The sequence below is a fragment of the Microbacterium sp. AK031 genome (assembly GCF_024807145.1).
GTDB lineage: Bacteria > Actinomycetota > Actinomycetes > Actinomycetales > Microbacteriaceae > Microbacterium.
This window is the reverse complement of record NZ_JANUCA010000002.1, coordinates 421366-447303: the sequence shown is the minus strand read 5'-3', so window position 1 is coordinate 447303 and position 25938 is coordinate 421366. Positions and strand designations below refer to the sequence as shown.

Annotated in this window: 25 protein-coding genes and 1 riboswitch; of the genes, 18 read left to right on the top strand and 7 right to left on the bottom strand. The window is 67.4% G+C overall.

What is annotated here, in order from left to right; all coding sequences use genetic code 11:
• Positions 1 to 18 precede the first annotated feature (18 nt).
• From HDC95_RS07445 to HDC95_RS07435, 3 genes are all read left to right on the top strand, one after another.
• The gene (locus HDC95_RS07445; RefSeq protein WP_259062687.1) at positions 19 to 1404 is read left to right on the top strand and encodes a glycine--tRNA ligase; all 1386 of its coding nucleotides are present in this window, start codon (positions 19 to 21) and stop codon (positions 1402 to 1404) included.
• Positions 1401 to 2228 carry a serine hydrolase gene (locus HDC95_RS07440; protein ID WP_259062686.1) on the top strand — a complete coding sequence of 276 codons (828 nt, stop codon included), beginning with the start codon at positions 1401 to 1403 and terminating at the stop codon, positions 2226 to 2228. The genes HDC95_RS07445 and HDC95_RS07440 overlap by 4 nt, the downstream gene beginning before the upstream one ends.
• 93 nt (positions 2229 to 2321) lie before the next feature.
• Positions 2322 to 2804, top strand: a complete 483-nt coding sequence (locus tag HDC95_RS07435; RefSeq protein ID WP_259062685.1) for a hypothetical protein — start codon at positions 2322 to 2324, stop codon at positions 2802 to 2804.
• Positions 2805 to 2832: 28 nt separating this feature from the next.
• On the opposite strand, the gene HDC95_RS07430 is transcribed toward HDC95_RS07435, so the two are convergent.
• The 5 genes from HDC95_RS07430 to HDC95_RS07410 all read right to left on the bottom strand — a co-directional run bounded on the left by HDC95_RS07430 (position 2833) and on the right by HDC95_RS07410 (position 7251).
• Complete coding sequence (locus tag HDC95_RS07430; protein WP_259062684.1) at positions 2833 to 3255, bottom strand: DUF1801 domain-containing protein; 423 nt, start codon at positions 3253 to 3255, stop codon at positions 2833 to 2835.
• Positions 3256 to 3259: 4 nt separating this feature from the next.
• On the bottom strand, positions 3260 to 4738 hold the full coding sequence (locus HDC95_RS07425; protein ID WP_259062683.1) for an NAD(P)/FAD-dependent oxidoreductase: 1479 nt from the start codon (positions 4736 to 4738) through the stop codon (positions 3260 to 3262).
• Complete coding sequence (locus tag HDC95_RS07420) at positions 4735 to 5202, bottom strand: SRPBCC family protein (RefSeq protein WP_259062682.1); 468 nt, start codon at positions 5200 to 5202, stop codon at positions 4735 to 4737. Before HDC95_RS07420 ends, HDC95_RS07425 begins: the two co-directional genes overlap by 4 nt.
• Before the next feature lie 79 nt (positions 5203 to 5281).
• Positions 5282 to 5854, bottom strand: coding sequence for an HhH-GPD-type base excision DNA repair protein (locus HDC95_RS07415; RefSeq protein ID WP_259062681.1), 573 nt, complete (start codon positions 5852 to 5854; stop codon positions 5282 to 5284).
• Positions 5855 to 5994: 140 nt separating this feature from the next.
• Complete coding sequence (locus tag HDC95_RS07410) at positions 5995 to 7251, bottom strand: glutamyl-tRNA reductase (RefSeq protein ID WP_396652676.1); 1257 nt, start codon at positions 7249 to 7251, stop codon at positions 5995 to 5997.
• A 128-nt stretch (positions 7252 to 7379) separates the two neighbouring features.
• On the opposite strand from HDC95_RS07410, the gene hemE reads away from it, so the two are divergent.
• The 11 genes from hemE to HDC95_RS07355 all read left to right on the top strand — a co-directional run bounded on the left by hemE (position 7380) and on the right by HDC95_RS07355 (position 16618).
• Positions 7380 to 8420 carry a uroporphyrinogen decarboxylase gene (hemE, locus tag HDC95_RS07405; RefSeq protein WP_259062680.1) on the top strand — a complete coding sequence of 347 codons (1041 nt, stop codon included), beginning with the start codon at positions 7380 to 7382 and terminating at the stop codon, positions 8418 to 8420.
• The gene (gene hemG, locus HDC95_RS07400; protein ID WP_259062679.1) at positions 8417 to 9901 is read left to right on the top strand and encodes a protoporphyrinogen oxidase; all 1485 of its coding nucleotides are present in this window, start codon (positions 8417 to 8419) and stop codon (positions 9899 to 9901) included. Before hemE ends, hemG begins: the two co-directional genes overlap by 4 nt.
• A gap of 123 nt (positions 9902 to 10024) precedes the next feature.
• Entirely contained in the window at positions 10025 to 10468 is a 444-nt protein-coding gene (locus tag HDC95_RS07395; protein ID WP_259062678.1) for a hypothetical protein, read from the top strand.
• A 1-nt stretch (position 10469) separates the two neighbouring features.
• Positions 10470 to 10877 (top strand): phage holin family protein, encoded by a 408-nt coding sequence (locus HDC95_RS07390; protein WP_259062677.1) that lies wholly within the window; start codon positions 10470 to 10472, stop codon positions 10875 to 10877.
• Entirely contained in the window at positions 10864 to 11139 is a 276-nt protein-coding gene (locus HDC95_RS07385; RefSeq protein WP_259062676.1) for a hypothetical protein, read from the top strand. Before HDC95_RS07390 ends, HDC95_RS07385 begins: the two co-directional genes overlap by 14 nt.
• A gap of 63 nt (positions 11140 to 11202) precedes the next feature.
• Entirely contained in the window at positions 11203 to 11880 is a 678-nt protein-coding gene (gene hemQ, locus HDC95_RS07380; RefSeq protein ID WP_259062675.1) for a hydrogen peroxide-dependent heme synthase, read from the top strand.
• A 6-nt stretch (positions 11881 to 11886) separates the two neighbouring features.
• Positions 11887 to 12879 carry a hydroxymethylbilane synthase gene (hemC, locus tag HDC95_RS07375; RefSeq protein WP_259062674.1) on the top strand — a complete coding sequence of 331 codons (993 nt, stop codon included), beginning with the start codon at positions 11887 to 11889 and terminating at the stop codon, positions 12877 to 12879.
• On the top strand, positions 12879 to 13679 hold the full coding sequence (locus tag HDC95_RS07370; RefSeq protein WP_259062673.1) for a uroporphyrinogen-III synthase: 801 nt from the start codon (positions 12879 to 12881) through the stop codon (positions 13677 to 13679). The genes hemC and HDC95_RS07370 overlap by 1 nt, the downstream gene beginning before the upstream one ends.
• The gene (gene hemB / locus HDC95_RS07365; protein ID WP_259062672.1) at positions 13676 to 14656 is read left to right on the top strand and encodes a porphobilinogen synthase; all 981 of its coding nucleotides are present in this window, start codon (positions 13676 to 13678) and stop codon (positions 14654 to 14656) included. The genes HDC95_RS07370 and hemB overlap by 4 nt, the downstream gene beginning before the upstream one ends.
• Positions 14657 to 14756: 100 nt before the next feature.
• Positions 14757 to 16079: a glutamate-1-semialdehyde 2,1-aminomutase gene (locus HDC95_RS07360; protein WP_259062670.1), complete on the top strand. Its 1323-nt coding sequence runs from the start codon at positions 14757 to 14759 to the stop codon at positions 16077 to 16079.
• A gap of 89 nt (positions 16080 to 16168) precedes the next feature.
• Positions 16169 to 16618, top strand: a complete 450-nt coding sequence (locus tag HDC95_RS07355) for a hypothetical protein (protein ID WP_259062669.1) — start codon at positions 16169 to 16171, stop codon at positions 16616 to 16618.
• Between the two features lie 2 nt (positions 16619 to 16620).
• On the opposite strand, the gene HDC95_RS07350 is transcribed toward HDC95_RS07355, so the two are convergent.
• Complete coding sequence (locus HDC95_RS07350) at positions 16621 to 18264, bottom strand: ABC transporter ATP-binding protein (protein WP_259062668.1); 1644 nt, start codon at positions 18262 to 18264, stop codon at positions 16621 to 16623.
• A gap of 108 nt (positions 18265 to 18372) precedes the next feature.
• Between HDC95_RS07350 and HDC95_RS07345 the strand changes: the two genes are divergently transcribed.
• The 3 genes from HDC95_RS07345 to HDC95_RS07335 all read left to right on the top strand — a co-directional run bounded on the left by HDC95_RS07345 (position 18373) and on the right by HDC95_RS07335 (position 23432).
• Positions 18373 to 19434: an enoyl-CoA hydratase/isomerase family protein gene (locus HDC95_RS07345; protein WP_259062667.1), complete on the top strand. Its 1062-nt coding sequence runs from the start codon at positions 18373 to 18375 to the stop codon at positions 19432 to 19434.
• Between the two features lie 159 nt (positions 19435 to 19593).
• Positions 19594 to 21321: an ABC transporter ATP-binding protein gene (locus tag HDC95_RS07340; RefSeq protein WP_259062666.1), complete on the top strand. Its 1728-nt coding sequence runs from the start codon at positions 19594 to 19596 to the stop codon at positions 21319 to 21321.
• Entirely contained in the window at positions 21318 to 23432 is a 2115-nt protein-coding gene (locus tag HDC95_RS07335; protein ID WP_259062665.1) for an ABC transporter ATP-binding protein, read from the top strand. Before HDC95_RS07340 ends, HDC95_RS07335 begins: the two co-directional genes overlap by 4 nt.
• A 26-nt stretch (positions 23433 to 23458) precedes the next feature.
• On the opposite strand, the gene HDC95_RS07330 is transcribed toward HDC95_RS07335, so the two are convergent.
• Entirely contained in the window at positions 23459 to 25102 is a 1644-nt protein-coding gene (locus tag HDC95_RS07330) for a D-alanyl-D-alanine carboxypeptidase family protein (protein ID WP_259062664.1), read from the bottom strand.
• 92 nt (positions 25103 to 25194) lie between these two features.
• Positions 25195 to 25304: riboswitch (TPP riboswitch) on the top strand.
• Here HDC95_RS07330 and HDC95_RS07325 point away from each other — a divergent pair.
• A complete protein-coding gene (locus HDC95_RS07325; RefSeq protein WP_259062663.1) occupies positions 25297 to 25938 on the top strand; it encodes an ECF transporter S component in 642 nt (213 codons plus the stop codon). It overlaps the preceding riboswitch by 8 nt.

The window sequence follows — 25938 nt, the reverse complement described above, 5'->3', positions numbered from 1 at the left end:
CCGACCATTGGAGCCACCGTGGCCGAACAGTCCCGTCTTGACAAGGTCATCAGCCTCGCCCGCCACCGCGGGTTCGTGTTCCAAGCGGGTGAGATCTACGGCGGTTCGCGTTCCGCATGGGATTACGGCCCCCTCGGCACCGAGCTCAAGGAGAACATCCGTCGCCAGTGGTGGCAGACCTTCGTCCGCGGACGCGGCGACATGGTGGGACTGGACTCCTCGATCATCCTCCCGAAGCGCGTCTGGGAGGCATCGGGGCACGTCGCCACGTTCACTGATCCGCTGGTCGAGTGCCTGAGCTGCCACAAACGCTTCCGTGCCGACACCCTCGTCGAGGACTTCGAGGCGCGCAAGGGCCGCAAGGCGGAGAACGGTCTTGCCGACGTGCCGTGCCCGAACTGCGGCAACAAGGGCCAGTACACCGAGCCGAAGGCCTTCTCGGGCCTCGTCAAGACTTACCTCGGCGTCGTCGACGACGAATCCGGCCTGTTCTACCTGCGTCCCGAGACGGCTCAGGGCATCTTCGTGAACTTCGCCAACGTGCTCACCGCCAGCCGCAAGAAGCCGCCGTTCGGCATCGGTCAGGTGGGCAAGGCATTCCGCAACGAGATCACCCCCGGAAACTTCATCTTCCGCACCCGCGAGTTCGAGCAGATGGAGATCGAGTACTTCGTGCCTCCCGCCGACGCCCAGGAGTGGTTCGAACACTGGGTCGAAGCGTGCTGGGCGTGGTTCGAGGACCTCGGCATCGACACCGCCAACATGCGCCGCTTCGATGTCCCAGAGGACGAGCGGGCGCACTATTCCGCCGGAACCATCGACTTCGAGTACCGCTTCGGCTTCCCCGGCAAGGAATGGGGAGAGCTCATGGGTGTCGCCAACCGCACCGACTACGACCTCTCGAGCCACTCCGAGGCGTCGGGCCAGAGCCTGTCCTATTTCGACCAGGCATCCGGAGAGCGCTACACCCCGTATGTCATCGAGCCGTCCTTCGGGCTCACCCGCTCGATGATGGCGTTCCTCGTCGACTCGTACGTCGAGGAGGAGGTGCCGAACGCCAAGGGTGGTACCGACACCCGCACCGTGCTCAAGCTCGACCCGCGTCTGGCACCGGTCAAGGTCGCGGTCCTTCCCCTGTCGCGCAACGAGAGGCTCTCGCCGCTCGCGCGCGAGGTCGCGGACTCGCTGCGCGGTCGCTGGGCCATCGACTTCGATGACGCCGGCGCGATCGGTCGCCGCTATCGTCGCCAGGACGAGATCGGCACGCCGTTCTGCGTCACCGTCGACTTCGACTCGCTCGACGACAACGCCGTCACGGTTCGCGACCGCGACACGATGGCGCAGGAGCGCATCCCCGTTGACACGTTGCACGAGTACCTGGCGGAGCGTCTCAAGGGGGCGTGAGCGGGGTGGAGTCCACGACATTCGCAGCGACAGACGGCTTCCCTCACAACGCACTTGTAGGGGTGACCAGCTCTGAGCAGACGCTCGCCGTGCAGGGAGACTCGCGCTCGGTTCTGCCGCTGGCATCGGTGTCCAAGCCCATATCGGCCTGGGGCGTATTGATCGCCGTCGAACGTGGGTTCGTGGACCTCGACGAGCCGGCAGGTCCCGCGGGATCGACGCTTCTGAACCTGCTCGACCACACCAGCGGGCTGCCGTTCGAGGGAGACCAGACGCAGGCCGCGCCCGGAACCCGGCGTATCTATTCGAATGCCGGGTTCGATTCGCTAGGCGCGCACGTGGCCGAGGCCGTCGGCATGCCGTTCGCCGACTGGATGACCCGCGAAGTCACCGTGCCGTTGGGCATGCAGGACATCGTCGTGACCGGCCGGCCGTCCGCAGGCTACCGGGCGTCGATCGAAGACCTGCTGACGTTCGCACGCGAAGTGCTGCGACCGACGCTGATCCCCGTCGAGCTGCGTGATCTCGCGCTCATGGTCTCGCGGACCGGGTTGCGCGGCGTCGTTCCCGGATACGGCTCGTTCGACGACAATCAGTGGGGACTGGGGTTCGAGCTCAAGGGCGCGAAGAGTCCGCACTGGCTGAGCGACACCCTGCCGCCTGAGACCGCAGGACACTTCGGCGGGCAAGGCAGCTTCCTGTTCATCGACCGCTCCCGCGACCTCGGCGCAGCGTTCCTCTCGGGCGTCGCATTCGGCGATGAGCACAAGCGCATCTGGCCGCCGCTCACCGAGGAGATCGTCGCTCGCTACGGCAGTCGCTGACGACAGTCGCTGACCGCGACGCTCGTGACCCCGAGCAGACGGTCGCGTCTTCGCGGAGCGCGCGGCCGCGGATGCCGGGTCTAGGCTGTCCGCATGATGGAGCAGTGGAGCGAGTTCAACGTCGCCATGGCGGGCGCCACTGCGGCGCTCGCCGGACTCGTGATCGTCGCCGCGAGCGTCAACATCGCGGAGATCATCAAATCGCGCACGCTCACCGCGCGGCTCCTTGCCGGCGTCGCGACACTCGTGCTCGCGCTCACCGTCGCGGCACTGGGCCTCGTTCCCGATCTTGAACCCGCTTGGTACGGCGGCGTGATCATCGCGGCCACGCTGCTCGCCACCGTATTCCAGGTGAACGCCACCCGGCTGATCGCACGCGATCCCGCCCCGGCGGCCCGTGCACGACCGCTCAAGTACCTCATCGGCTTCCTGCCACTCGCCGCGTACGTCGTCGCCGGCGTGATGGTGTGGGCGGGGCATCCTTCCGGCCTGCACCTCGCGGCCGCCGGGTGCCTGCTCGCGATCGTGTCGGCTGTCGTCGTCTCGTGGGTCGCGCTGGTCGAGGTGCTGCGCTGACGCTCACACCTGCGAGTGACGGAAGGCCTCAGTCGGTGACCGTCAGCTCGATCCCGGGCGTACCACCGGACTCAACCCAGGCGAGAGTGCCCTCGAGGATGTCGCGGAGCACCTCGAGATCGACCTTCTCGAGGTCCTTGACGTACAGGCATCCTTTGCCGACGGTATGCGGGCCGAGGTCACCGAGCGCCTCGCTGTGCCGCTCGGTGTCATCGAGGTAGATCGTGGTCGCGGTCTTGCGTGGTGCGAACGCCAGAATCGGCATGTCGCCCTCGGTGCCGGTCGGGTAGCGGTAGTGGCAGGAGCCGAAGCCGATGATCGATCCCCAGGCGGCGGGTTCGCGGCCGGCGACCTCCCGCATCAAGGCAGTCAGCGTCTCAGCATCCCGCCTTCTGATCGCGGGTGACGCCGCGGCGATCAGCGCGGCGACGTTCGAACCGGTCTGCTTCATGAGTTCATTCTCCACCAGACGCGCGCGGCGCGAGATCCGGCAGCGCTCTGGTGCCGAAGTCGTTCCGCAACGCGCTCAGCGCTGCGTGCCATCCGGGCAGGCCGTGCACTCCTGGCCCCGGTGTCGTGGATGCACCGCACAGGTAGACGCCGTTCATCGGCGTCTGCCACGGCTCGGGGCTGAGTACAGGACGGCGCAGCAGCTGCACCAGATCCGGCGTACCTGCAGAGATGTCGCCGCGAGGGTAGTTGGGGTTGTGCCGCTCCACGTCCATCGCCGTGCGGGACGACATGCCCAGGATCGTGTCGCGGAAGCCGGGTGCGAACCGTTCGATCTGCCGGATGACTGCCTCCGACCTGTCCGCGCGCGATGCCGCCGGCACATGCGTGTACGTCCAGAGCGTGTGCTGGCCGGCGGGGGCGCGGGTGTCATCGAAAAGCGAGGGCTGCGAGACGAGAACGTACGGAGACTCGGAGAGGTTGCCGTGTGCGACGGCGTTCTCGGCCGCCGCGATCTCGGCCCGGGTGCCGCCGACGTGAAGTGTTCCGGCGCGGCCGAGTTCCGGATGCGACCACGGCACAGGTTCGGAAAGCGCGAAATCCACCTTCGCCACGGCGTTGCCGTAGCGGAAGCGACCGAGCGCATCGCGGTAGCGCTGCGGCATCCGGTCGCCGGCGATCCTGCTCAGCGCACGCGGTGTGACGTCGAGCAGCGTCACGCGGGACGAGGGCAGTTCGTCAAGAGAAGTGACCTCGTGATCAGTCACGAGCTCACCTCCGTGCGTGACGAGGTCGTCGACCATGGCGTCGATGATGCTCTGGCTTCCGCCGATGGGGATCGGCCATCCCTTCGCATGCGCGTACGCCGTCAGCGCGAGGCCGGCGCCCGAGCTGGCCAGGCCAGGCATAGGCAGGATCGTGTGCGATGCCACGCCGGTGAGCATGGCGGGGGCGGCATCCTCGCGGAAGCGCGCGTTCCACAGCGGGCTGCCCTGCTCCATCGCCGCCAATCCGAAGGCCAGGGCGGTCGGGATGTCCCGGGGGATGCGCAGGAGAGTGTCGCCGGTGAAGTCGGCGACCCTCGTCGAGCGCTCGACCAGCGGGCGCATCAGGCTGGTGTACGCCCTGCCATCCACACCGAGGGTCTCCGCCGTGCGCTCCAGATCCCGGTACGCGATCCCGGCCCTCCCGCCATCGAGCGGATGCGCGAAGGAGATCTCCGGTACGGCGAACGGTATGCGTCGGGTGAGTCCGAATTCGCGGAAGAAGCGCGACTCGAAGGCGAGAGGATGCACCGCCGAACAGACGTCGTGGTGGAAGCCCGGCAGGGTGAGCTCTGCGGTCGCCGCGCCGCCTCCGGCTGTCGTCGCGCGCTCGAAGACTCGCACCGAGAGCCCTGCGCGTGCGAGTGTGACGGCGGCGGCGAGACCGTTGGGCCCGGCGCCGACGACGGTGGCATCGACATCGAACGAGCGCCCTGTCATGTGTTCTCCGAATCGGATGCCGTGTTCACGGGGGCGAGTCCTTCTGCCAGGTATGCGAGTCTGTGCAGCGTCTCGGCGTTGCGCCATTGCAGCAGCACATCGGACACGATGCGGGGGATGACCTTCGCCGGTCCGCTGACCTCTTCCTCCTGGATGCGGACGAGGCATCCTCCCCCGAAGGGCCTGACGTCGATCGTCACGCGTGCCTCGCCGATCGGCCACCCCCGTGCGGTCATCACCATGTGGCGCGGTGGATCCCACGTGGCGGTGCTCGTCGTGTCGTCGAGGAGGGCCGGCCAGACCCCCACGGAGTGATGCAACTTTGCTCCGGGCTGCGGCCATGCGGCGGCGACGTCGCGCATGCGCGATGCCCCGACGACCCAGCTCGGGTAGAGCCAGCCGTCCTCCAGAACGCGGAAGACCGCTTCGGGCCGGCAGTTCATCCTTCGGACGTTTCTCGACATGCGCGCTCCCTGGCTCGTTTGCTGACCAGTCTGCGTCACCGGATCTTCTGCGAGACCGGCCTTGACAAAGGTTGCCCGCCTATCCGGCCGTCTTCGCGGCGGCCTTCATGGCCTTCTTGTGCTCGCGCACCTTCGTCAGCGACTCTGGCGAGACGATGTCGGCGACGCTGCGGTATGAGCCGTCCTCTCCGTACGGGGCGGATGCCTCGCGCCACCCGGAACCGGTGAAGCCGTACTGCTTGCCGAGCAACGCGAGGAAGATCTTCGCCTTCTGCTCGCCGAATCCCGGCAGCTTCTTCAATCGGCGCAGCACCTCCGCACCGTCAGGGTCTCCGCGGGTCCACAGCGCCGCGGCATCCCCGTCCCAGGCATCGACGAGCTCCTGGCAGAGCGTCTGCACGCGAGTCGCCATCGAGCCGGGGAACCGGTGCACTGCAGGCGTCTGCTTGAACGCCTCGAGGAACGACTCCGGGTCCATGGCGGCGATGGCCTTGGCATCCGCGGAGCCGGTGCGCTGTTCGATCTTGAGTGGGCCGGCGAATGCCGTCTCCATCGGCACCTGCTGATCGAGCAGCATCCCCACCAGCAGCGCCAGGGGATTATCGGTCAACAGCGAATCCGCGGCGGGGTCACCGGTGATGTGAAGGGCCATGCATCCAGTCTGGCACTCGAGCGTGCTGCCGTGCGGTGATCAGTACCTGCCGCTTCTTCGGAGATCTGCGCTACGTCCGGAGAGATTCTGGAATCTCTCCGGAGTAACTGTACTTCTCCGAACGAAGCGTCGGAGAAGGCTCAGGCGGACTCGGCCGTCGGGGCATCGGCGACGACTTCGGCCTTGATGCCGTACAGCGTCTCGAGCGCTGCGGCGAACTCGTCGCCGCGCCCCTGAGCCGCGAGCTCGTGCGCCCGCGTGGTCGGGGTGTGCGTGAGTACACCGGCGAGGTGGCGCATGGCCTGCTCGACCTTGCCGCCTTCATCACCGCGGGCGCGGGCCCGCTCGATCTCGGCTTCCATGAGCGACAGGATGTGCGTGCGGAATGCGACGACCGAGGGCGTCACGCTCTGCTGGGCGCCGATCACGTGGAATGTGTCGGCGGCCTCGCGAACCACCGTGCGCGCGGCATCTGTCGCCTGCAGCTCTTCCAACGGGGCGTGCAGACGAATCGTCTCGAGGTCGAGCAGGGCCACGCCCTCGAGGCTTGAGATGTCGGGGTCGACGTTGCGGGGCATGCCCAGGTCGATGACGAGCTGCGAGGTCTGCTGGCCCATCGGGCACCCGGCAGGCGAGTCCGCTGTCGGACCCTGCAGCTGAGCGCGGCCGAGTACGGGCTCGGTCGCAGTGGTGCAGGTGATCAGCAGGCTCGATGCCGTCGCGACGCTGGCATAGTCCGCTTCAGTAACGGCGGTGATGTCGTGCTTCTTCGCGAAGAGCTCTGCACGGCCCGACGGCGAGTACACCGAGATGTTCGTCGCGCCGCGCTCACGGAGCGTCGCGAGCGTCACAGCGGCATAGGAGCCGGTGCCGACCAGGAGCACGCGCTCGGCGGACCAGTCGGCGATGCGGCTGTCGGCCAGTTCGAGCGCGAGGCGCACCAGAGAGCGGCCGGCGCGACCGAGTGCCGTGACGTTCTTGACCTTGCGCTGCGCCTGGCTGGCGCGCTGGAAGAGGCGCTCGAGTTCGGGGGAGGTGGTGCCGTGCTTGCGAGCGGTGGTGAGCGCGCGGCGCACCTGGCCGGCGATCTCGCCTTCGCCGGAGACGACGGATTCCAGACCGGATGCCACGGCGAACAGATGCTCGGCGACACGGCGACCGGAGTGCACGGTGTATGCGCCGTCGAGTTCTTCGGTGGGGATGCCGGCGGACTGCTCGATCGCTTCCAGCACGGCCTCGACGCCTACGGCGCCCGCAGCGGTCACCGGTTCATCGACCTCGACGTACGCCTCGAAACGGTTGCACGTCGAGACGACGACTGCGCCCTGCACGCACGGAGCGAGGCGCAGAAGATTCGGCGCGACGTCGTCGGGCGTGCGGCTCAGTCGTTCGAGCATTTCGAAAGAGGCGGTCTTGTGGTTCGCCGTCACACACAGCAGCACATTGACATCTTACGCCGCCTTCCGGAGCGCCTCCTGGATGCGTACATCGGGCACCCACAGAGACCGGATGGGAAGATGGACGCATGTCCTCATCCACTGCCCCGTTGCTGCGCGCGCTCGCGGGAGATCGACCAGAGCAGACCCCCGTCTGGTTCATGCGACAGGCGGGTCGCTCGCTACCCGAGTATCGCGAGCTGCGCGTCGGCACCCGGATGCTGGACGCGTGCCTGACCCCCGACCTCGCGGCCGAGATCACACTGCAGCCGGTGCGTCGGCACGGCGTCGATGCGGCGGTGTTCTTCAGCGACATCGTCATCCCGCTGCGTCTGGCCGGCGTCGACGTGGTCATCGAACCAGGACGCGGTCCGGTATTCGCAGAGCCGGTGCGCACGCGCGCCGACGTCGACCGGATCACCGCGATCGATCCGGATTCCCTGGACACGACCGCGATCGCCGAGGCCGTGCGGATCGTCACCGCCGAACTCGGCGACACCCCGCTGATCGGGTTCGCCGGTGCGCCGTTCACCCTCGCCGCGTATCTGGTGGAGGGCGGTCCCTCCAAGGAGCACCTTCGTGCCAGAGCGATGATGCACACCGACCCCGAGGCATGGGATCGACTCGCCGGATGGCTCTCCCGCATCTCGCGCCGCTTCCTCGAGGCCCAGCGCGACGCCGGGGCCGGTGCCCTGCAACTCTTCGACTCGTGGGCCGGCTCACTCAATCCCGCCGACTACCGTGCGTTCATCGCCCCGCACTCCAAGGCAGCAGTGACCGACCTCGGCATCCCGGTGATCCACTTCGGCGTCGGCACCGGACCCTTCCTCGCCGACATGAAGCTCGGCGGCTCCGCCTCCGCCGTCGGCGTCGACTGGCGTCAGCCGCTCGACGAGGCGGCCGCGATCCTCGGTGCGGATGTCACCGTGCAGGGGAACATCGACCCGGCCCTGCTGTCGGCGCCCTGGCCCGTGCTCGAGGCACACGTGCTCGACGTGCTGGAGCGCGGTCTGGCAGCACGCGCGCACATCCTCAACCTCGGTCACGGCGTGCCACCGGACACCGATCCCGACCAGCTCACCCGCATCGTCGAGCTGGTGCACTCCCGCTCGGAGCAGGCGCGCGCATGAGTGAGGATTCCGTCGAGCTCGCAGCCAGGGCGGCCGCACGCCACGTCATCGTGGTCGGGGGTGGGATCGGCGGCCTCGTCGCGGCCCGTGAATGCGCCAAGGTCGGTATGAAGGTCACCCTCCTGGAAGCGACCGAGAGCCTGGGCGGCGCCATCCGTCGAGCCGAACTCGACTCGATCGTGGTGGATGCCGGTGCGGAGAGTTACGCGACGCGCGGTGGCCACGTGCGTGAGCTGCTCGCCGATCTCGGTCTGACCGACCGCATCGTCACGCCGAACCCGGCCGGGGCGTGGCTGGTCGGCGCTCCCGGCGTCGATGCAGCGCCCCTTCCCCAGGGCGGCATCCTCGGCATCCCCTCGAATCCGTTCGCCGAAGACGTGCGCCGGATCATCGGCTGGGGTGGAGCATGGCGCGCGTATGTCGACCGATTGCGACCGCCGCTGACGATCGGCAAGGAGCACAGCCTCGGCAGGCTCGTCTCGACGCGCATGGGAGAGAAGGTGCGCGACCGACTGGTCGCCCCCGTGACCGCCGGGGTGTACTCGGCGCAACCTGATGACGTCGACACTGAGATCGCCGCGCCGGGCCTCAACGAGGCCATGACCAGGGCGGGGTCGCTCTCGGGAGGCGTCGCTCAGCTTCTCGCCGATCGTGCCGACCGCGCCAAGAAGGCTCCCGGCTCCGCCGTCGAGGCCCTCGCGGGCGGGATGAGCGCGCTCGTCGACGCACTGGCGAGTGACCTGGATGAACTCGGCGCCCTCGTGCGCACCGGCGCCGACGTGCAGTCCCTGGTCCGCGAGGACGATGGATGGACGGTGACGTTCCCGACGCGCAACGGGGCCTTGGATGCCGCGGAAGAGCCCGAGGAGATCACCGAGACGCTCACGGCGGATGCTGTCATCGTGGCCACCGCCGAGCCCGTCGCCCGCACGCTGCTCGATTCGCACATCGATGCTCTCACCGCTCCCGGCGCCGCCCCCGAGATCGAGATCGTGAGCCTGCTGCTCGATGCGCCGGCGCTCGACGCCGCCCCGCGCGGCACCGGCGTGCTCACTGTGCCGGGCAGCCACGCGGCCAAGGCTCTCACACACGCCACCGCGAAATGGTCGTGGCTGCGCAAGGCTGCCGGCGGCAAGCACATCGTGAGGGTGTCGTTCGGCGCCCAGGGTGAGCCCGCCGCCACCGCGCTGCTGGACGACGAGGAGGCTGCCCGGCTTGCACTGCGCGAGGCCGCCGACATGCTCGGAGTGCCGGTGGCGGAGTCGATGCTCGTCGACTCGCACCGGGCACGATTCACACAGGCGCAGCCGGCATCCCTCATCGGTGCGGCGGACCGCCGTCGTGCGGTCCGCGCGGCCGTGCAGAAGACCGCTGGCCTCGCGGTCGTCGGGGCATGGTTATCCGGGACGGGCCTCGCGCAGGTCATCCCGGATGCGAAGGCGGAGGCCGATCGCCTCCGCCGGGCTCTGCTCTGGACGTGAATGAACCTTGGCTGTCAACCCCCTGAGGTATAGATGCCGAAATCGGCATATGGGGTTACGCTGGGTACCTGGCCGACAGGGGCGGAATCCTTCGGCTCGACCGGAACAACGTGAGGAGACCCCATGAAGGGGAAGATCGGACTTGTCGTCGGACTCGGCGTCGGTTACGTACTCGGCACGCGCGCCGGACGCGAGCGCTACGAGCAGATCAAGACGCAGTGGCTCAAGGTCTGGCACCTGGACCCGGTCCAGGAGCAGGTCACCAAGCTCACGGCATTCGCGGGGGACAAGGCCGCAGCCATCCCCGGCGCGGTCTGGTCGGGAATCGTGAAGGTGGCGGGGTCTGTCGGCAGCGGAACGACGCCTGGCGAGAAGCTCGACTCCGCGATCGCCACGACCAAGGAGGCGGCGGGGAACGTCGCCGACGTGGCGGAGGGCGTGGTCGAGGACGCGAAGGCGGCGGCGAAGAAGCCCGCGGCCAAGAAGTCCGCCGCCAAGACGAGCAACGCCACCTCGAGTGCGTCGACGGGCTCAGCGGCGAAGAAGACGACGACGAACGGCAACTGACATGGTTCGCGGATACCGTGACCGCGCTGACGACAGTTTTCTGACGCTGCTCGGCGACCTCCCGGAACTGGTCAGCAAACTCGTCAAGGCCGAGATCGATGCCGCCAAGGTCTGGATCTCGCGCACGGCGAAGGACGCCGGAATCGGAAGCGTCTGGTTCCTGGTCGCGCTGTTCTTCCTGTTCTGGGTGATCCCGATGATCCTCGTCTTCGCCGTGGCGGGACTGTCCTCGTGGTGGCCGGTCTGGCTCTCGGCGCTGGCAGTGCTCGTGCTGCTGCTGCTCTGCGTTCTGGTGTTCGCGGGTCTCGGACTGCTGAAGTTCCGCAAGGTGCTGCGTCGCGAGAACCCCGGTCAGGCAGTCGCGACCGATATTCGAATCGTGAAGGATGCCGGTGATGACAAACTCTGAGCTGAATCTGCCCCGCACTGCTGTTCCTGCCGGGATCACCGACCCCGTGGCATCCGCTCGTGCCGAGTTGAAGGCCGCTCTCGCCGCCATCGAGATCAAGGGCAACCTCCCTCGTCGCATCGAGAAGGCATCGGTGCGCGGCGCCGCGAAGGCACGCGTGTTCGCGGACCGCAACCCGGTCGGAGCTGCCGCTGCAGCTGTCGGAGTCGCCGCGGTGGCCGGTGCTCTCGTCTGGGCGATCGTGCGAGCGCTCGCGCGCTGACTTCACTGAGGGTCGCTGAACGCTGCATTCGCTCCTTCCTCGAGAAAGGGGCAGACTGGATGCATGTCCGACGCGAGCGAAGAGAACCCGACCGGCTTCACCCTCTGGGCTGTATGGCGACGCAATCCTGATGCCCCTGTCGCGGAGACGGATGCGACGGAACTGGAGACGATCTCCGAGCACATCGAGAACTCCGGCGTCACCATCCGCGGCTTCTACGACGTCTCGGGGCTCAAGGCCGACGCCGATCTGCTCGTCTGGCTGCACGGCGAGACCGCTGAAGAACTGCAGAAGGCGCTCCGCCGGCTTCGTCGCACCGAGCTCCTGCGCACACTGCTGCCCGTCTGGAACGTGATGGGCGTGCACCGCGACGCCGAGTTCAACCGTGCGCACGTGCCCGGTTTCCTGCGCGGCGTCGAGCCCAAGGACTGGCTGTGCCTGTACCCGTTCGTGCGCACCCCCGAGTGGTACCTCGCCTCTGAAGAGGATCGGCGGAAGATGCTCGCCGATCACGGACGCAAGGGGGCGGCGTTCAAGGGCGTCATCGCGAACACCGTCGCCGCCTTCGCGCTCGGCGACTACGAGTGGATCCTTCCGCTCGAGGCGGATGACGTCACGGAACTCGTCGATCTCATGCGTGACCTGCGCTACACCGAAGCTCGTCGATTCGTGAAAGAGGAGGTCCCGTTCTTCACGGGACGCAGGCTCCGATTCGACGAGATCGCGGACGTGCTGCAGTAGGCCGCCGTGAGTACCCCGATCCGTCTCGGCACGCGCCGAAGCGCACTCGCGCAGGCGCAGTCCGGTCATGTCGCCACCGCGCTCGAGAAGGCCTCCGGCCGCAAGGTCGAGCTCGTCCCCATCGTGTCGGAGGGCGATACCAACCGCGCATCGCTGTCCGAGATCGGCGGGTTGGGCATCTTCGCGACTCGTCTGCGGGAGGCTCTGCTCGCCGGCGAATGCGACATCCTGGTGCACTCGCTCAAGGACCTTCCGACGGCCGTGCCGGAGGGTCTGCTGATCGCGGCGACGCCGGCACGGGAAGACGCCCGCGACGTCGTGCTCACGCGGGAAGGTACAGCGCTTCACGAACTGCGCCGCGGTGCGAAGGTCGGCACCGGCTCGCCGCGACGCATCGCACAGGTGCATCGTCGTGCGCCTGGCGCAGAGGTCGTCGACATCCGAGGAAACATCGGTTCGCGCATGGGCCGGGTCGAATCCGGTGAACTGGATGCCGTGATCCTCGCGGCCGCCGGTCTGTCGCGACTCGGATCCGAGGTGACCCTCGCACGTGAGGAGCTCGGTCTCGCCGAATGGCCGACGGCACCAGGGCAGGGATCCCTCGCCGTCGAGGCTACGACGGACGCATCAGAAGAACTGCTCGCTGCGCTCGCAGAGCTCGACGACGAGGCGACCCGGCTCGCCATCACCGTGGAGCGCGGAGTGCTGGAGGGACTGGATGCCGGATGCCAGGCGCCGATGGCCGCGCACGCCGTCGTGACCGGCGATGAAGTGCGTGTGCGAACGATCGTCTATGCGCCGGAAGGAGAGAGGCGGATCGGGCTCGACGTCACCGAACCTCTGCGCCGGGGGTATATTCGTCTGAACGGCAGTGGCAATGGAGCGGATGCTGCCGATGGTGCGGACCTGAATCACGCAGCACGCGAGATCGGACTTTCTGTCGCCCGTCGGCTGCTCGATCAAGGGGCGGCCGGACTCGTCTCCCGAGAGCAATCCTGATGAGCAGCACACCCGAAACGAATCATGAGAAGCCATTGACCGGCTGGCGCGTCCTCGTTCCGCGAGGAGGCCCGTGGGGCGACGGCGTCGCCGCGAGCCTTCGCGCGCAGGGCGCCGTTCCCGTCGTCGCGCCGTTGATCAACTTCGGTCCGACGACAGACCAGGACGCACTGGACGACGCGCTGACGAAGCTTGCCGCCGGAGAGTTCGACTGGCTCACGATCACCAGTGCGACGACCGTGGACGTGCTCTTCGCGCATCGCGCCGTGGTTCCGAAGTCTACGAAGATCGCCGCGGTCGGAGAGACGACGGCGGCGGCGCTGCAGGCGGTCGGATACGAGGTCGCGCTCGTGCCGGAGGAGGACAACTCCGCCGAAGGCATGGCAGAGCAGCTGATCGCTCTCGAGCCCTCGCCCCGTCGAATCCTGACTCTGCGCAGTGAGATCGCGAAGCCCGTTCTCACGCGATCACTCATCGACGCCGGGCACGAGGTCTCCAGCATCGTCGCGTACCGCACGGTGGGGGTGCCGGTGACCGACCGCATCCGTCGTGATGTCGACAGCGGCCGGATCAACGCGATCCTCATCACCAGCGGCTCGGTCGCGCAGCAGGTGCGCGAGCAGTTCCCCGACATCCCGGATGACACGCTGCTCGCCGCGATCGGTCCTCGCACCGCGAAGGACGCCCGCAAGGCAGGTCTGCCCATCACGGTGGTCGCTGACAAGCAGACCGTCGACGCGCTCATCGATGCGGTCTCGCACTTCACCCTCCCGCACGCGGCCGACGAGTTCGCGCCGTGAGCTTCCCCGAGATCCGTCCGCGCCGACTCCGCCAGTCGCCGGCGGTGCGGAACCTGGTTCGCGAGACCTCATTGGAGGCTCGGCAGCTGGTGCTGCCGATGTTCGTGCGCGAGGGCATCACCGAGGCCGTGCCGATCAGCTCGATGCCGGGCGTCGCCCAGCACTCGCTCGATTCGCTGCGTCGCGCGGCTGTCGAGGCGGCCGAGGCGGGGGTCGGCGGTGTGATGCTGTTCGGCGTTCCTGAGGTGCGCGATGCGATCGGCTCCGGTGCGGATGATCCTGACGGCATCCTCAATGTCGCCACGGCGGCCCTCGTAGAGGAGGTCGGCGACGCGCTCGTCGTGCAGACCGATCTGTGCCTCGACGAGTTCACGGATCACGGTCACTGCGGCGTTCTCACGGACGACGGCTCGGTCGACAACGACGCGACGCTGGAACGATATGTCGCGATGGCGCTTGCGCAGGCGCGGGCAGGTTCGCACCTGCTTGGCCTGTCCGGCATGATGGACGGCCAGGTCGCGGCGATCCGTCGCGGGCTGGATGCCGAGGGCTTCAGCGGCACTCTCCTTCTCGGCTACGCGGCCAAGTACGCGAGCGCATTCTACGGACCGTTTCGCGAGGCCGTCGACTCCCAGCTGCAGGGAGACCGTCGCACGTACCAGCTCGACCCCGGCAACCGACGTGAGGGACTGCGCGAGGCGCTGATCGATGAGGCCGAGGGCGCGGACATCGTCATGGTGAAGCCGGCGATGAGCTTCCTCGACGTGCTGCGCGAGGTGCGCGACGCCGTGCACATTCCGGTGTGGGCATATCAGATCTCCGGCGAGTACGCGATGATCGAGGCCGCGAGCGCGAACGGTTGGATCGACCGCCGCGCTGCGGTGCTGGAGTCACTGCTGTCGATCCGACGCGCCGGTGCCGACGCCGTGCTCACCTACTGGGCGACGCCGGCCGCCGGCTGGCTCCGCGAACGCTGAGCGGCATCCCGCGGCTCGTTGAGCGAGCGGAGTGAGACGAAACGGGTTGAGCGAGCGAAGCGAGTCGAAGCCTGCACCGGACCAAGACATGGAGGATCCCATGAACGACCGCAACGATGACCTGTTCGCCGCCGCACGCGCCGTGACCCCCGGCGGGGTGAACTCGCCGGTACGGGCGTACGGCTCCGTCGGCGGGACGCCGCGGTTCCTGGCCTCCGCGAAGGGCGCGACGGTCACGGATGCCGCCGGCGACGAGTACGTCGACCTGGTGGCATCGTGGGGCCCCGCCCTGGTGGGGCATGCGCATCCTGATGTCGTCGCGGCCGTGCAGGAGGCAGCGACTCGCGGTCTCTCGTTCGGGGCGCCGACGGAGGGTGAGGTCGTGCTCGCTCGACTCATCACCGAGCGCGTGCGGGTGGGAGATCTGGCACCGATCGAACGTGTTCGCCTGGTCTCCACCGGCACCGAGGCGACTATGACGGCCATCCGCCTCGCGCGCGGGGCGACCGGTCGTGACCTGCTGGTGAAATTCGCCGGTCACTACCACGGGCATTCCGACGGACTGCTGGCCGAGGCGGGCTCCGGCGTCGCGACGCTGGCGCTGCCCGGCTCTGCAGGCGTTCCCGCCCCGATTGCGGCGCAGACCCTCGTGATCGGCTACAACGACCGCGCAGCGCTCGAGACCGTCTTCGCAGAGCACGGCGACCGGATCGCCGCCGTGATAGTCGAGGCTGCCGCCGCGAACATGGGCGTTGTCGAACCCGATCCTGGATTCAACCGCTTCATCGCCGACACCGCGCACGCGCATGGCGCACTGATGATCCTGGACGAGGTTCTCACGGGATTCCGCGTGCACCATGCCGGGTACTGGGCGCTGCAGGCCTCGCTCGGCGAGGAGTACCTGCCCGACATCATCACCTTCGGCAAGGTCGTCGGCGGTGGCATGCCGCTCGCCGCCCTCGGCGGTCGTGCCGATGTGATGGATCTGCTCGCCCCCACCGGTCCCGTCTACCAGGCGGGCACTCTGTCGGGGAACCCGCTGTCTGTCGCTGCCGGGCTCGCGACGCTGCGCCTCGCGACGCCGGCCGTCTACGCGCGCGTGGATGCTGCGGCCGCTCGTGTCGCCGACGCCCTTGATGCGGCCCTCACGGATGCCGGCGTCGTGCACGCCGTGCCGCGCGCCGGAAACCTGTTCGGCGTCGTGTTCGCCGAGACGCCACCGCGTAACTACGCCGAGGCACAGGCTCAGGAAGCGTTCCGCTACGCGCCCTTCTTCCATGCGATGCGCGAGCAGGGCATCGCCCTGCCGCCGAGTGTGTTCGAGGCGTGGTTCCTCACAGCCGCTCACGACGACGCGGCATTGACTCGCATCGAAGCAGCGCTGTCCGCGGCGGCTGCTGCCGCAGCATCCGCTCGTCCCTGACCGGACTGGTGGAACCGCACAATCGGATTGTTGCGGTCCTGTGAGGAAGTCGCAGACAGTTTGCAAGGCGTCGCTGGCAGACTGGGTGCATGGTGACGTTGCTGCTGGATCAGACACAGCTTGAGGTTGTGCTCTCTCCGCTTGAGCGCGCTGCGACGTTTCACCGCGAGAACCTGCGGGTGGCGCGGGACACCATAACCAAGGTGCAGCTCACCGAAGACGCATGGACGTGGCTGCGCGGCGTGCCGGGCCCCGGCACCCATATTCCCGGCATCCTCGCGGCGGGAACCTGGAAGGCCGCGGCCACGACCGACTTCGTGCTCATCCGCCGTCACCGAGCGAGCGTGGTCATCGATCTCGAGGGCGACGAGCAGTTCCAGCGACTGATCTTCACGACCAGGCATGGCTTGGCACTCACACAGGCGCTGCGACTCGACGTCTCGGAAGAGCCCGTCGACGTCGTGGAGATCGCAGGCACGGCGCCGATACCGGTCGTGAAGGGACGTCAGCGCCCGGTCATCCGGCCGCGTCCGGTCTGAGTTCAGTGCCGGTCGGCCGTGGGTTCACTGCGATCTGAGTCGCTGTTGTCCGCGTCGTGCTCTTCTGGCTCGTCGCCGGAGGATGCGTCAGGTGCGTCGTCATCCTCCGCAGCCGGGTCACCGGCGAACGCGTCGAAGAACTCCTCGGTCGGATCGGCCTCATCGAGATTCTCGTCCGTTTCGGGTGCCGACTCCGTGAGTGGCGTCGCATCGAGGTCGTCGTCGGCAGAGTCCGTGGTGTCGGCACCGGCCTCATCGGCCGTGACCGCCGGCGACTGGTCGGCATCGGCGAGTTCGCGAGTATCGCTCTCGCCCTCAGTCTCAGAGGTCGACGTCGACGTCGGCGTGTTGAACAGGCTGGCGACGGCCGCGAGTCCCGCGATACCGGGGAGCTGGCGGTCCTCTTCCTGAGGAGCGGGCTCACTGGTGGTTTCCGCTGTCTCCGCGGTGGCTGCCGATTCTGCCGTGTCCGCCGATTCTGCGTCCGAGTCGGCGAACGATGCGGTGATGTCGAAGGGCGCACGATCCGATGTCTCCGGCTCCGCCTCCTCGGCATCTGACGGCTTTTCATCGCGCACTGGCTCGTCCGCAGACGTCGCAGGCGAGCCTTCGTCAACGGCAGATGCTCCGACCGACGCGAACAAAGACGCAACCGGCGCATCGGAGTCAGCCGTTGACTCTTCTGCATCAACGGCTGTCACGGTGGCGACGGCCTCGTGCGTAGCATCCGCCGCACGCACCTCGGGACGCACGAACCTGTCGTTCACGAGATCGAGGAAGACGTCCTCGAGTGTGGGACCGCGCTGCTGCAGTGTGGTCAATGCCACGCCGGCACCCGCGGTCACGGCGCCGATGCTGGCGGCGTCGCTGCCGCGCACCGTCAACCCCGAGCGCAGGATCTCGTACTCGAGGCCGGCGGTGCTCAGCGCCTGGGACAGCGCGCGGCGGTCGGCGGCGTCGACGACGACAGGACCGGTGCTCGGGTCGGCGAGGTCTTCCATGGTGCCAGCGAACTTCAGCTCGCCGCGCGCGATCACGAGGATCTCGTCGGCCGTCTGCTCCACTTCGGAGAGCACGTGCGAGGAGACGAGCACGGTGCGGCCCTCATCGGCGAGACCGCGGATGAGCGTGCGCATCCATCGGATGCCCTCGGGGTCGAGACCATTCGCCGGTTCGTCGAGCACGAGCACGCCGGGGTCGCCGATCAATGCCGTCGCCGCACTCAGGCGCTGGCGCATGCCGAGCGAGAGCGCGGCGATGCGGGTGTCGACATCATCGCCGAGTCCGACGAACGAGATGAGCTCGCCGACGCGCGAGAGAGGGATGCTGTTGGCCTTGGCCGCAGCGATGAGATGGCGCTCGACGGTGCGGCGGGCGCGGAAGCCGGGGTTCTCGAGCATCGCGCCGATCACGCGGGCGGGCTCGCGCAGCTCGGAGAAGCGCTTGCCGCCGATCTTCGTCGTGCCGATGGTCGGGCGCTCGAGGCCGACCAGCATCCTCAGTGTGGTGGTCTTGCCGGCGCCGTTCGGACCAAGGAAGCCCGTCACGACACCGGGGTTGACGCGCGCGGAGAAGTCCGACACTGCGGCGACAGCACCGAAGCGCTTCGTCACGTGGTCGAACTCGATCAGCTGTCCGTCTGGCATCCGGGGCCTTCCTGCGATGGGCGTTCTCTCTATCTTGTCGGAAAACACGCAGAATCTCGCGTCGGCGCTGTGCGAAGCGTGAAGAATCAGGCGGGTAACGTGGCATTCGTGACTGACAACACCGCGGCCCCCACCGTTCTCGTCCGCACCGAGGGTTCGCTGGGACGGCTCACGCTGAATCGACCGAAGGCGATCAACGCCCTCGATCTCGACATGATCCGTCAGCTCACCGCCGCGCTCGAGCGGTGGCGCCACGACTCAGACGTCGACATCGTGCTCATCGACGGCGCTGGCGATCGAGGTCTCTGCGCAGGCGGCGACGTGCGCGGCCTCTACGAGCAGATCACCAGCGGCCGGCATGAGGGCGTCAGCGACTTCTTCCGTGCGGAGTACGCGCTGAACCTCATGATCGCCCGGTACCCCAAGACCGTGGTCGCCTTCGCCGACGGCATCACGATGGGCGGCGGGATCGGGCTCGCCGGTCACGCGGCCATCCGCGTCGTCACCGAAAGCAGCCGCCTGGCCATGCCGGAGACCAGGATCGGGTTCACGCCTGACGTCGGCGGCACCTATCTGCTCGGCCGCGCACCAGGCCGCATCGGCGAGTACCTCGGGCTCACCGGCGCCACCATGACGGGAGCGGATGCCGTGTATGCCGGCTTCGCCGACTACTACGTGCCGTCGGCGCATCTCGACGAACTGCGCGAGGCGCTCGGCAAGCGCGCCGACCCCACCAGTCCGTCCGAGCTCGTGCTGCTGTTCGATGAGACGCCGGAGCGCTCCGCTCTGGTGGACGAGCGCGGCTGGATCGACGAGGTGTTCTCCGCCGAGACGATCGGCGAGGTCGTGGAGAGGCTCGCTGCGCGGTCCGAGTCCTCGGCATCCGAAGCGGCGGCGACGCTCGCCGAGCTCTCGCCAACGGGGGTCGCGGTGACGCTGGATGCCGTCCGCGAGGCTCGTGAGGGAGATCTGCGCGATGCGCTGATCGGCGAGTACCGGCGCGTGCTCTGGTTCGGGACTCACCACCCCGACCTCGTGGAGGGGATCCGCGCGCAGCTGGTCGACAAGGACCGCTCGCCGAAGTGGCAGCCCGCGACGCTCGAGGAGTTGGAACCGGATGCCGGCGCAGCGGCCCGCGCGTACGTGCCAGAGGTATCCTTGTTCGCCTGAACTGCACGTCGCGATTTGCTGGACGGCGTGCAGAATCCGCTGATGATCAGCGGTTCGTTCGCCCTGAGCGGATAAGCCTCCTTCGTCGTTACGAATGTCCGAGCTTCGTGACAATCTGTTCTGTGGCACTCGCTGCCCCTATCTCACAAGGACACTTTCATGCTCGGGAAACTCCTCGTCCGCTATCTCTCCAAATATCGGTGGCTCCTCGTCGGCGTGCTGATCTTCCAGTTCGCCAGCGCGCTCGCCACGCTCTATCTGCCTCGGCTGAACGCTGACATCATCAACAACGGCGTCGCCCAGGCCGACACCGCATACATCTGGCGCACGGGCGCTTTCATGCTCGTGGTGTCGCTCGGTCAGATCATCTGCTCGATCATCGCCACCTACTTCGCGGCGAAGGCCGCGATGAGCGTCGGGCGCGACATCCGCGCCGACGTGTTCTCCCGCGTCAGCGGCTTCTCCGAGCGAGAGGTGTCGCAGTTCGGCGCCGGTTCGCTGATCACCCGCAACACGAATGACGTGCAGCAGGTGCAGATGCTGGCGATGATGGGCGCGACGATGTTCGTCACCGCTCCGCTGCTCGCGATCGGCGGCATCATCATGGCTGTCCAGCAGGATGTCGGGCTGAGCTGGCTGATCGCGGTCTCGGTGCCGGCACTGCTCATCGCCGCGGTGCTCGTCATCGGCCGCATGGTTCCGCTGTTCCGCCGCAACCAGAAGCAGCTCGATGCGATCAACCGCGTGATGCGCGAGCAGCTCACCGGAGTGCGGGTCGTGAGGGCATTCGTCCGCGAGCCCATCGAGGAAGTGCGGTTCCGCGAGACCAATACGGAACTCATGATCCTCGGTCGCAAGATCGGCTCGCTCTTCGTGCTGCTCTTCCCGCTGTTCATGCTGATCCTCAACGTCACGGTCGTCGGAGTGATCTGGTTCGGCGGCATCGAGATCAACGCGGGCAATGTCGAGGTCGGCACGCTGTTCGCGTTCATGCAGTACATCGGGCAGATCATGATGGGCGTGATCATGTCGAGCTTCATGGCGATGATGATCCCGCGTGCGGCCGTTTCCGCCGAGCGCGTGGGCGAGGTGCTCAATTCGGAGTCGACCATGCACCGCCCGGAGAACGGCGTCGTCGACTTCAGTGCACCTGGCGCGGTCATGCTCGAAGACGTCGAGTTCACCTATCCGGGAGCTGAGGCTCCTGTGCTCTCCGGCATCTCCTTCGGCGCGAACAAGGGCGAGACGGTCGCGATCGTCGGCTCCACCGGCGCCGGCAAGACCACACTCGTCTCGCTGATCCCGCGGCTGTTCGACGTCACCGGCGGCGCCGTGCGTGTGAACGGCACTGATGTGCGCGAGGCCGATGTCGAAGCGCTGTGGAAGAGCATCGGCCTGGTGCCGCAGCGTCCCTTCCTGTTCACCGGAACCGTGGCGTCCAACCTGCGGTACGGGCGAGAGGAAGCCACAGACGAAGAACTCTGGCATGCGCTCGAGGTCGCACAGGGTCGCGACTTCGTCGAGGAGATGCCCGATGGCCTCGACTCGCGCATCGCGCAGGGCGGTACGAACGTCTCCGGCGGGCAGCGCCAGCGACTCGCGATCGCAAGGGCCATCGTGCACCAGCCGGAGATCCTCATCTTCGACGACTCGTTCTCCGCGCTCGACCTCACGACCGACGCCAGGCTGAGACAGGCCCTGTGGCGTGAGCTGCCGGGGGTGACGAAGATCGTCGTCGCACAGCGCGTGTCGAGCATCATGGATGCCGATCGCATCGTGGTCCTCGACGGCGGCAGGATGGTCGGCGTCGGCACTCACGACGAGCTGCTCGCATCCAATGACACCTATCGAGAGATCGTCGAATCGCAGCTGGGGGTGGACGCATGAGCACGCCGGAGCAGCTCACTGCAGAAGAGCAGTACGAAGCAGAACTCGCTGAACAGGCGAGATTGAACTCGGGCGACTGGGACGCCGTCGCGCCAGGGAAGGCCGACAACTTCGGCAAGAGCTTCGCCCGGATGATCGGACTGCTGAAGCCGTCTGCACTCTGGTTCGTCTTCGTGTCGATCCTCGGTGCGATCGGCGTCGTGCTGACGGTGGCCGCGCCCAAGGTCCTCGGTGAAGCCACCAACATCATCTACGAGGGCTTCATCTCCAAGACGCTCGGCGACAGCGGCGTTCCCGCCGGCACGTCGCAGGAGCAGGTCGTCGAGATACTGAGGGCTCAGGGGCAAGACGACTTCGCCAACATGGTCGCTGCCTTCACCGATTTCCAGGTGGGGGCAGGACTCGACTTCGAGCGTCTTCGCGTGATCATCATCGCGGTGCTCGCCATCTATGTCGGCGCTGCGCTGCTGACCTGGATCCAGGGTTACGTCATCAACGTCATCATGGTGCGCACGATGTGGCGTCTGCGTGAGTCGGTCGAAGCGAAGATCAACCGTCTGCCCCTGTCGTACTTCGACAAGGTGCAGCGCGGTGAGCTGATCTCGCGCGTCACGAACGACATCGACAACATCACCACGGCGATGCAGCAGTCCCTCTCCGGCGCCCTGACATCGGTGCTCACGGTCATCGGCGTGCTGGTCATGATGTTCTCGATCTCGTGGCAGCTGGCGCTCGTCGCCCTCGTCGCGCTGCCGCTCATGGGCGTGATCTTCGGCGTCATCGGCCCGCGTTCGCAGAAGGCCTTCGGGTCTCAGTGGCGCAAGGTCGGGCGTCTCAACGCCCGCGTGGAAGAGGCCTTCTCCGGCCACGCCCTGGTGAAGGTGTACGGCCGCGAGAAGGATGCACTCGACAGGTTCCAGGTCGAGAACGAAGAGCTGTTCCAGGCGAGCTTCAAAGCGCAGTTCCTGTCGGGCATCATCATGCCGGCCATGACCTTCGTCGGCAGCCTGACCTATGTCGGCATCGCCGTGCTCGGGGGCCTGATGGTCGCGAGCGGTCAGCTTCGCCTCGGCGATGTGCAGGCGTTCATCCAGTACTCGCAGCAGTTCACACAGCCGCTGAGCGAACTGGGTGGCATGGCGGCCATCGTGCAGTCCGGTACCGCCTCGGCCGAGCGCGTGTTCGACTTCCTCGACGCCGATGAGCAGGACCCGGATGCCGTTGATGCGCCGGAGCTCGCCGAGGGCAAGGGCGTCATCGAGTTCGAGAACGTGTCGTTCTCGTACACGCCGGAGCGTCCGCTGATCAACGACCTCTCGTTCCGGGTGGAGCCGGGGCAGACGGTCGCGATCGTGGGACCCACCGGTGCGGGAAAGACGACGCTGGTGAACCTCATCATGCGCTTCTACGAGCTCAGTGGCGGTCGTATCCTGCTCGACGGGCAGGACATCTCCGAGGTGACCCGGTCCCAACTGCGCTCGCGCACTGGCATGGTGCTGCAGGATCCATGGCTGTTCGCCGGCTCCATCCTGGAGAACATCCGCTACGGGCGGGCATCGGCGACCGACGAAGAGGTGCTGGAGGCAGCAAAGGCGACGTACGTCGACCGGTTCGTGCATGCGCTTCCCGAGGGATACGAGACGGTTCTCGAAGAGGACGCAGCCAACGTCTCCGCCGGAGAGCGCCAGCTCATCACGATCGCGCGTGCATTCGTGGCGAAGCCGTCGATCCTCATCCTCGATGAGGCGACGAGTGCGGTCGACACCCGCACCGAGCTGCTGCTGCAGCACGCTATGGCGGCGCTGCGACAGGGGCGCACCTCGTTCGTGATCGCGCACCGCCTGTCGACCATCCGCGACGCCGACCTCATCCTCGTGATGGAGCACGGCGACATCGTGGAGAAGGGCTCGCACGATGAGCTCATCGTGGCTCAGGGCGCGTACTGGCGGCTGTACCAGTCGCAGTTCGAGCAGGCCGCGACCGACATCGACGCCGAGGAGGCTCTCACGGGTACGACCCCGGTCGTCGTCACCGGAGATGCCGAGGCAGATCTGGATGCTGTCGCGGCGGCGAGTGGGGATGCCGACTCGGAAGCGCCGACAGCGAGCTGAGTTCGATCGTTGTGGCCGGCTGCTCGTCAGTCGGCCACAACGCCGAGAAGCTCGAGCGGGTGCGTCAGGCGCCACCACGGGCTTGGGCCCGATACCTCGTCTTCGAGCGAAACGCTGACCTCGACGGCGTCGACGGGGCCGGTCACGCTGAGGCTGCCGGCCTGATCGCCGGCCTCGCGCTCGTCGCCCAGCGCGAGCGTCGTAGCGGCATCGGCCGACGCGCCGTTCCAGAGCAGCACCGTCGCATCCTCGTCGGTCACGAGATCGACGTTCGTGCCCCACAGGGTCTCGACTTCGCCGACCACAGTGCCGGCAGGTACGGTCGTCGGAGTGTCCTGCAGGGCTGTCTCGACTTCGGCGAACAACGATCGCGTGACGGCGAGACGCTCGTCGTTGCTGCTCTGGTTCAGCACGGCAGCGAAGAGACGCACGGTCGTGCCGCCGATCGCGACGTCTTTCGCGGTGAGCATGCTCCAGCCCTCGAGTGTTCCGGTCTTGATGCCGACGACGCCCGGGTCCGCAAGCATCCCGTTGGTGTTCGCGACGAGGCCCGCGCCAGGGATGTCAGCGCTGACCGTGCCGACGATCTCGGCGAAGACCGGGTTCTGCATCGCGCGTTCGCCCAGGCGCAGCAGCGCATCCGGTGTGGCGACATTGCCCTCATCGAAACCCGACGGCGTCACGATCGTGATGCCGGTCATCCCATGGTCGGCGAGCCACGTCGCTGCGGCATCGGCGAAGCTCGCATCCGAGCCCCAGATCTCGCGTGCCAGGCGATCGGCATAGTTGTTCGCAGACCCGAGCAGTGTGCCCTGCAACAGTTGATACTCGGTCAGCACGCCGTCGACCGGCACATCCAGCGCCGACTGATCGCCGCGGCGGTAGTCCCAGTAGTCCACGCTGTCGCTGTAGTTGAAGGCGAACTCGGGGCCCTGCTCGCCAAGCTGCAGCGGCATCCGATCCAGCACCATCAGAGCGGTCACGACCTTCGTCACGCTGGCGATCGAGACGGCATCCGCGGCAGACGAGGTCGATGAGACTCCGGCGATGCCTATGCCAGCGCTGCCCACGGCCGGCCAGGTGGGGGTCGCAAGCTCTGAAACGACGGCCGGCACCTCCACGGCTTCCACAGTGGGCGGAACCTCATGCAGCGGCCACAGCAGCACGGTCGCGGCGTACGCCACCACGAGCGCGGCGAATGCGCCGAACGGTACCAGCCACCGTGCGTGCAGCAAGGCGGGTCGAAGACGCGCGTCCGCGAGCAGATTCGCTCCCGGCTCCCGCATCGTTACGGTATCGAGATCCGCCGACCGGGTGGATTCCTCAACGGCGTGGACGTCGAGCCAGGTGAACGCCGTGGCGGTCCGCTCGTCATCGGCCCAGTGCACGGGGGTCCCATGGGCGTCATGGTGGTCGTGGGCGGTGTCCGACGCCAGCGCCGCCTCGATGTCATCGAAGGCAGTGCCGACCGCAGCGTAATCGGCGGCAGACGCCTGAGTCTGCGCTGTTTCCTCGCTGCTCGCCGCGTGCTCGGCGTCAGCGGTCGGCGCGTTCGCGCTGCCGCTGAAGGGCAACGCGGGCGAGCGCACCGTGTTGTCTGCAGCCGTGCCCGCGCGAAGCTCACGTCGAGTGAGAGCCCCCGTATCGGGCGTCGCGTCATCGATTGTCACCAGTTCACGGTACCCAATCCGGTGCCGTCGCAGTGTCTCGATGCCCACACGGACTGCGGGCGGCACCCATCGTTTCGCACGAGTATGATCGTGAGCATAACCACGGGAGTCCGGCGAGCCGGGCTGAGAGGGAGCGAAAAGCGCTTCGACCGTCGAACCTGATCTGGGTCATGCCAGCGCAGGGAGGAGTTCAAATGAGCACGTCTACACGCACACCCGCCGCCGCATCCACCGGCACCGGTGACAATCCCTGGCGCTGGCGCGTCGTTGACATCGTCGTCGCCGCTGTTCTCGGCGTCGCGACCGGTCTGCTCTTTTGGGGCTGGAACGTCGTCGGCGGCGCCTGGTTCGGCGCTGCGGACGCGCTCACCCCCGGCCTCGGCGGCATCGCGGTCGGCATCTGGCTGATCGGCGGTGTCATCGGCGGACTCGTGATCCGCAAGCCCGGCGCGGCCCTCGTCGTCGAGGTGGTCGCCGCGATCGTCTCGATGCTCATCGGCAACGTATGGGGCGTCTCCACCGTTCTGTCCGGTCTCGTGCAGGGCTTCGGCGCCGAACTCATCTTCGCGCTGTTCCTGTACCGCCGGTTCGGTCTCGGTGTCGCCGTTCTCGCCGGAATCGGCGCGGGAGCTGCGGCATGGGTGTTCGAGCTGTTCTATGGCAGCTCGCCGAACATCCTCAAGTCCCTCGAGTTCAACACCATCTACCTGGTGTGCGTCGCCGTGTCCGGTGCTATCCTCGCCGGCGTCGTCGGCTGGCTGCTCGTGCGCGCGCTGGCGAAGACCGGAGCGCTGAGCCGCTTCGCGGCCGGCAGAGAACTCGCACGCGAGGTCTGA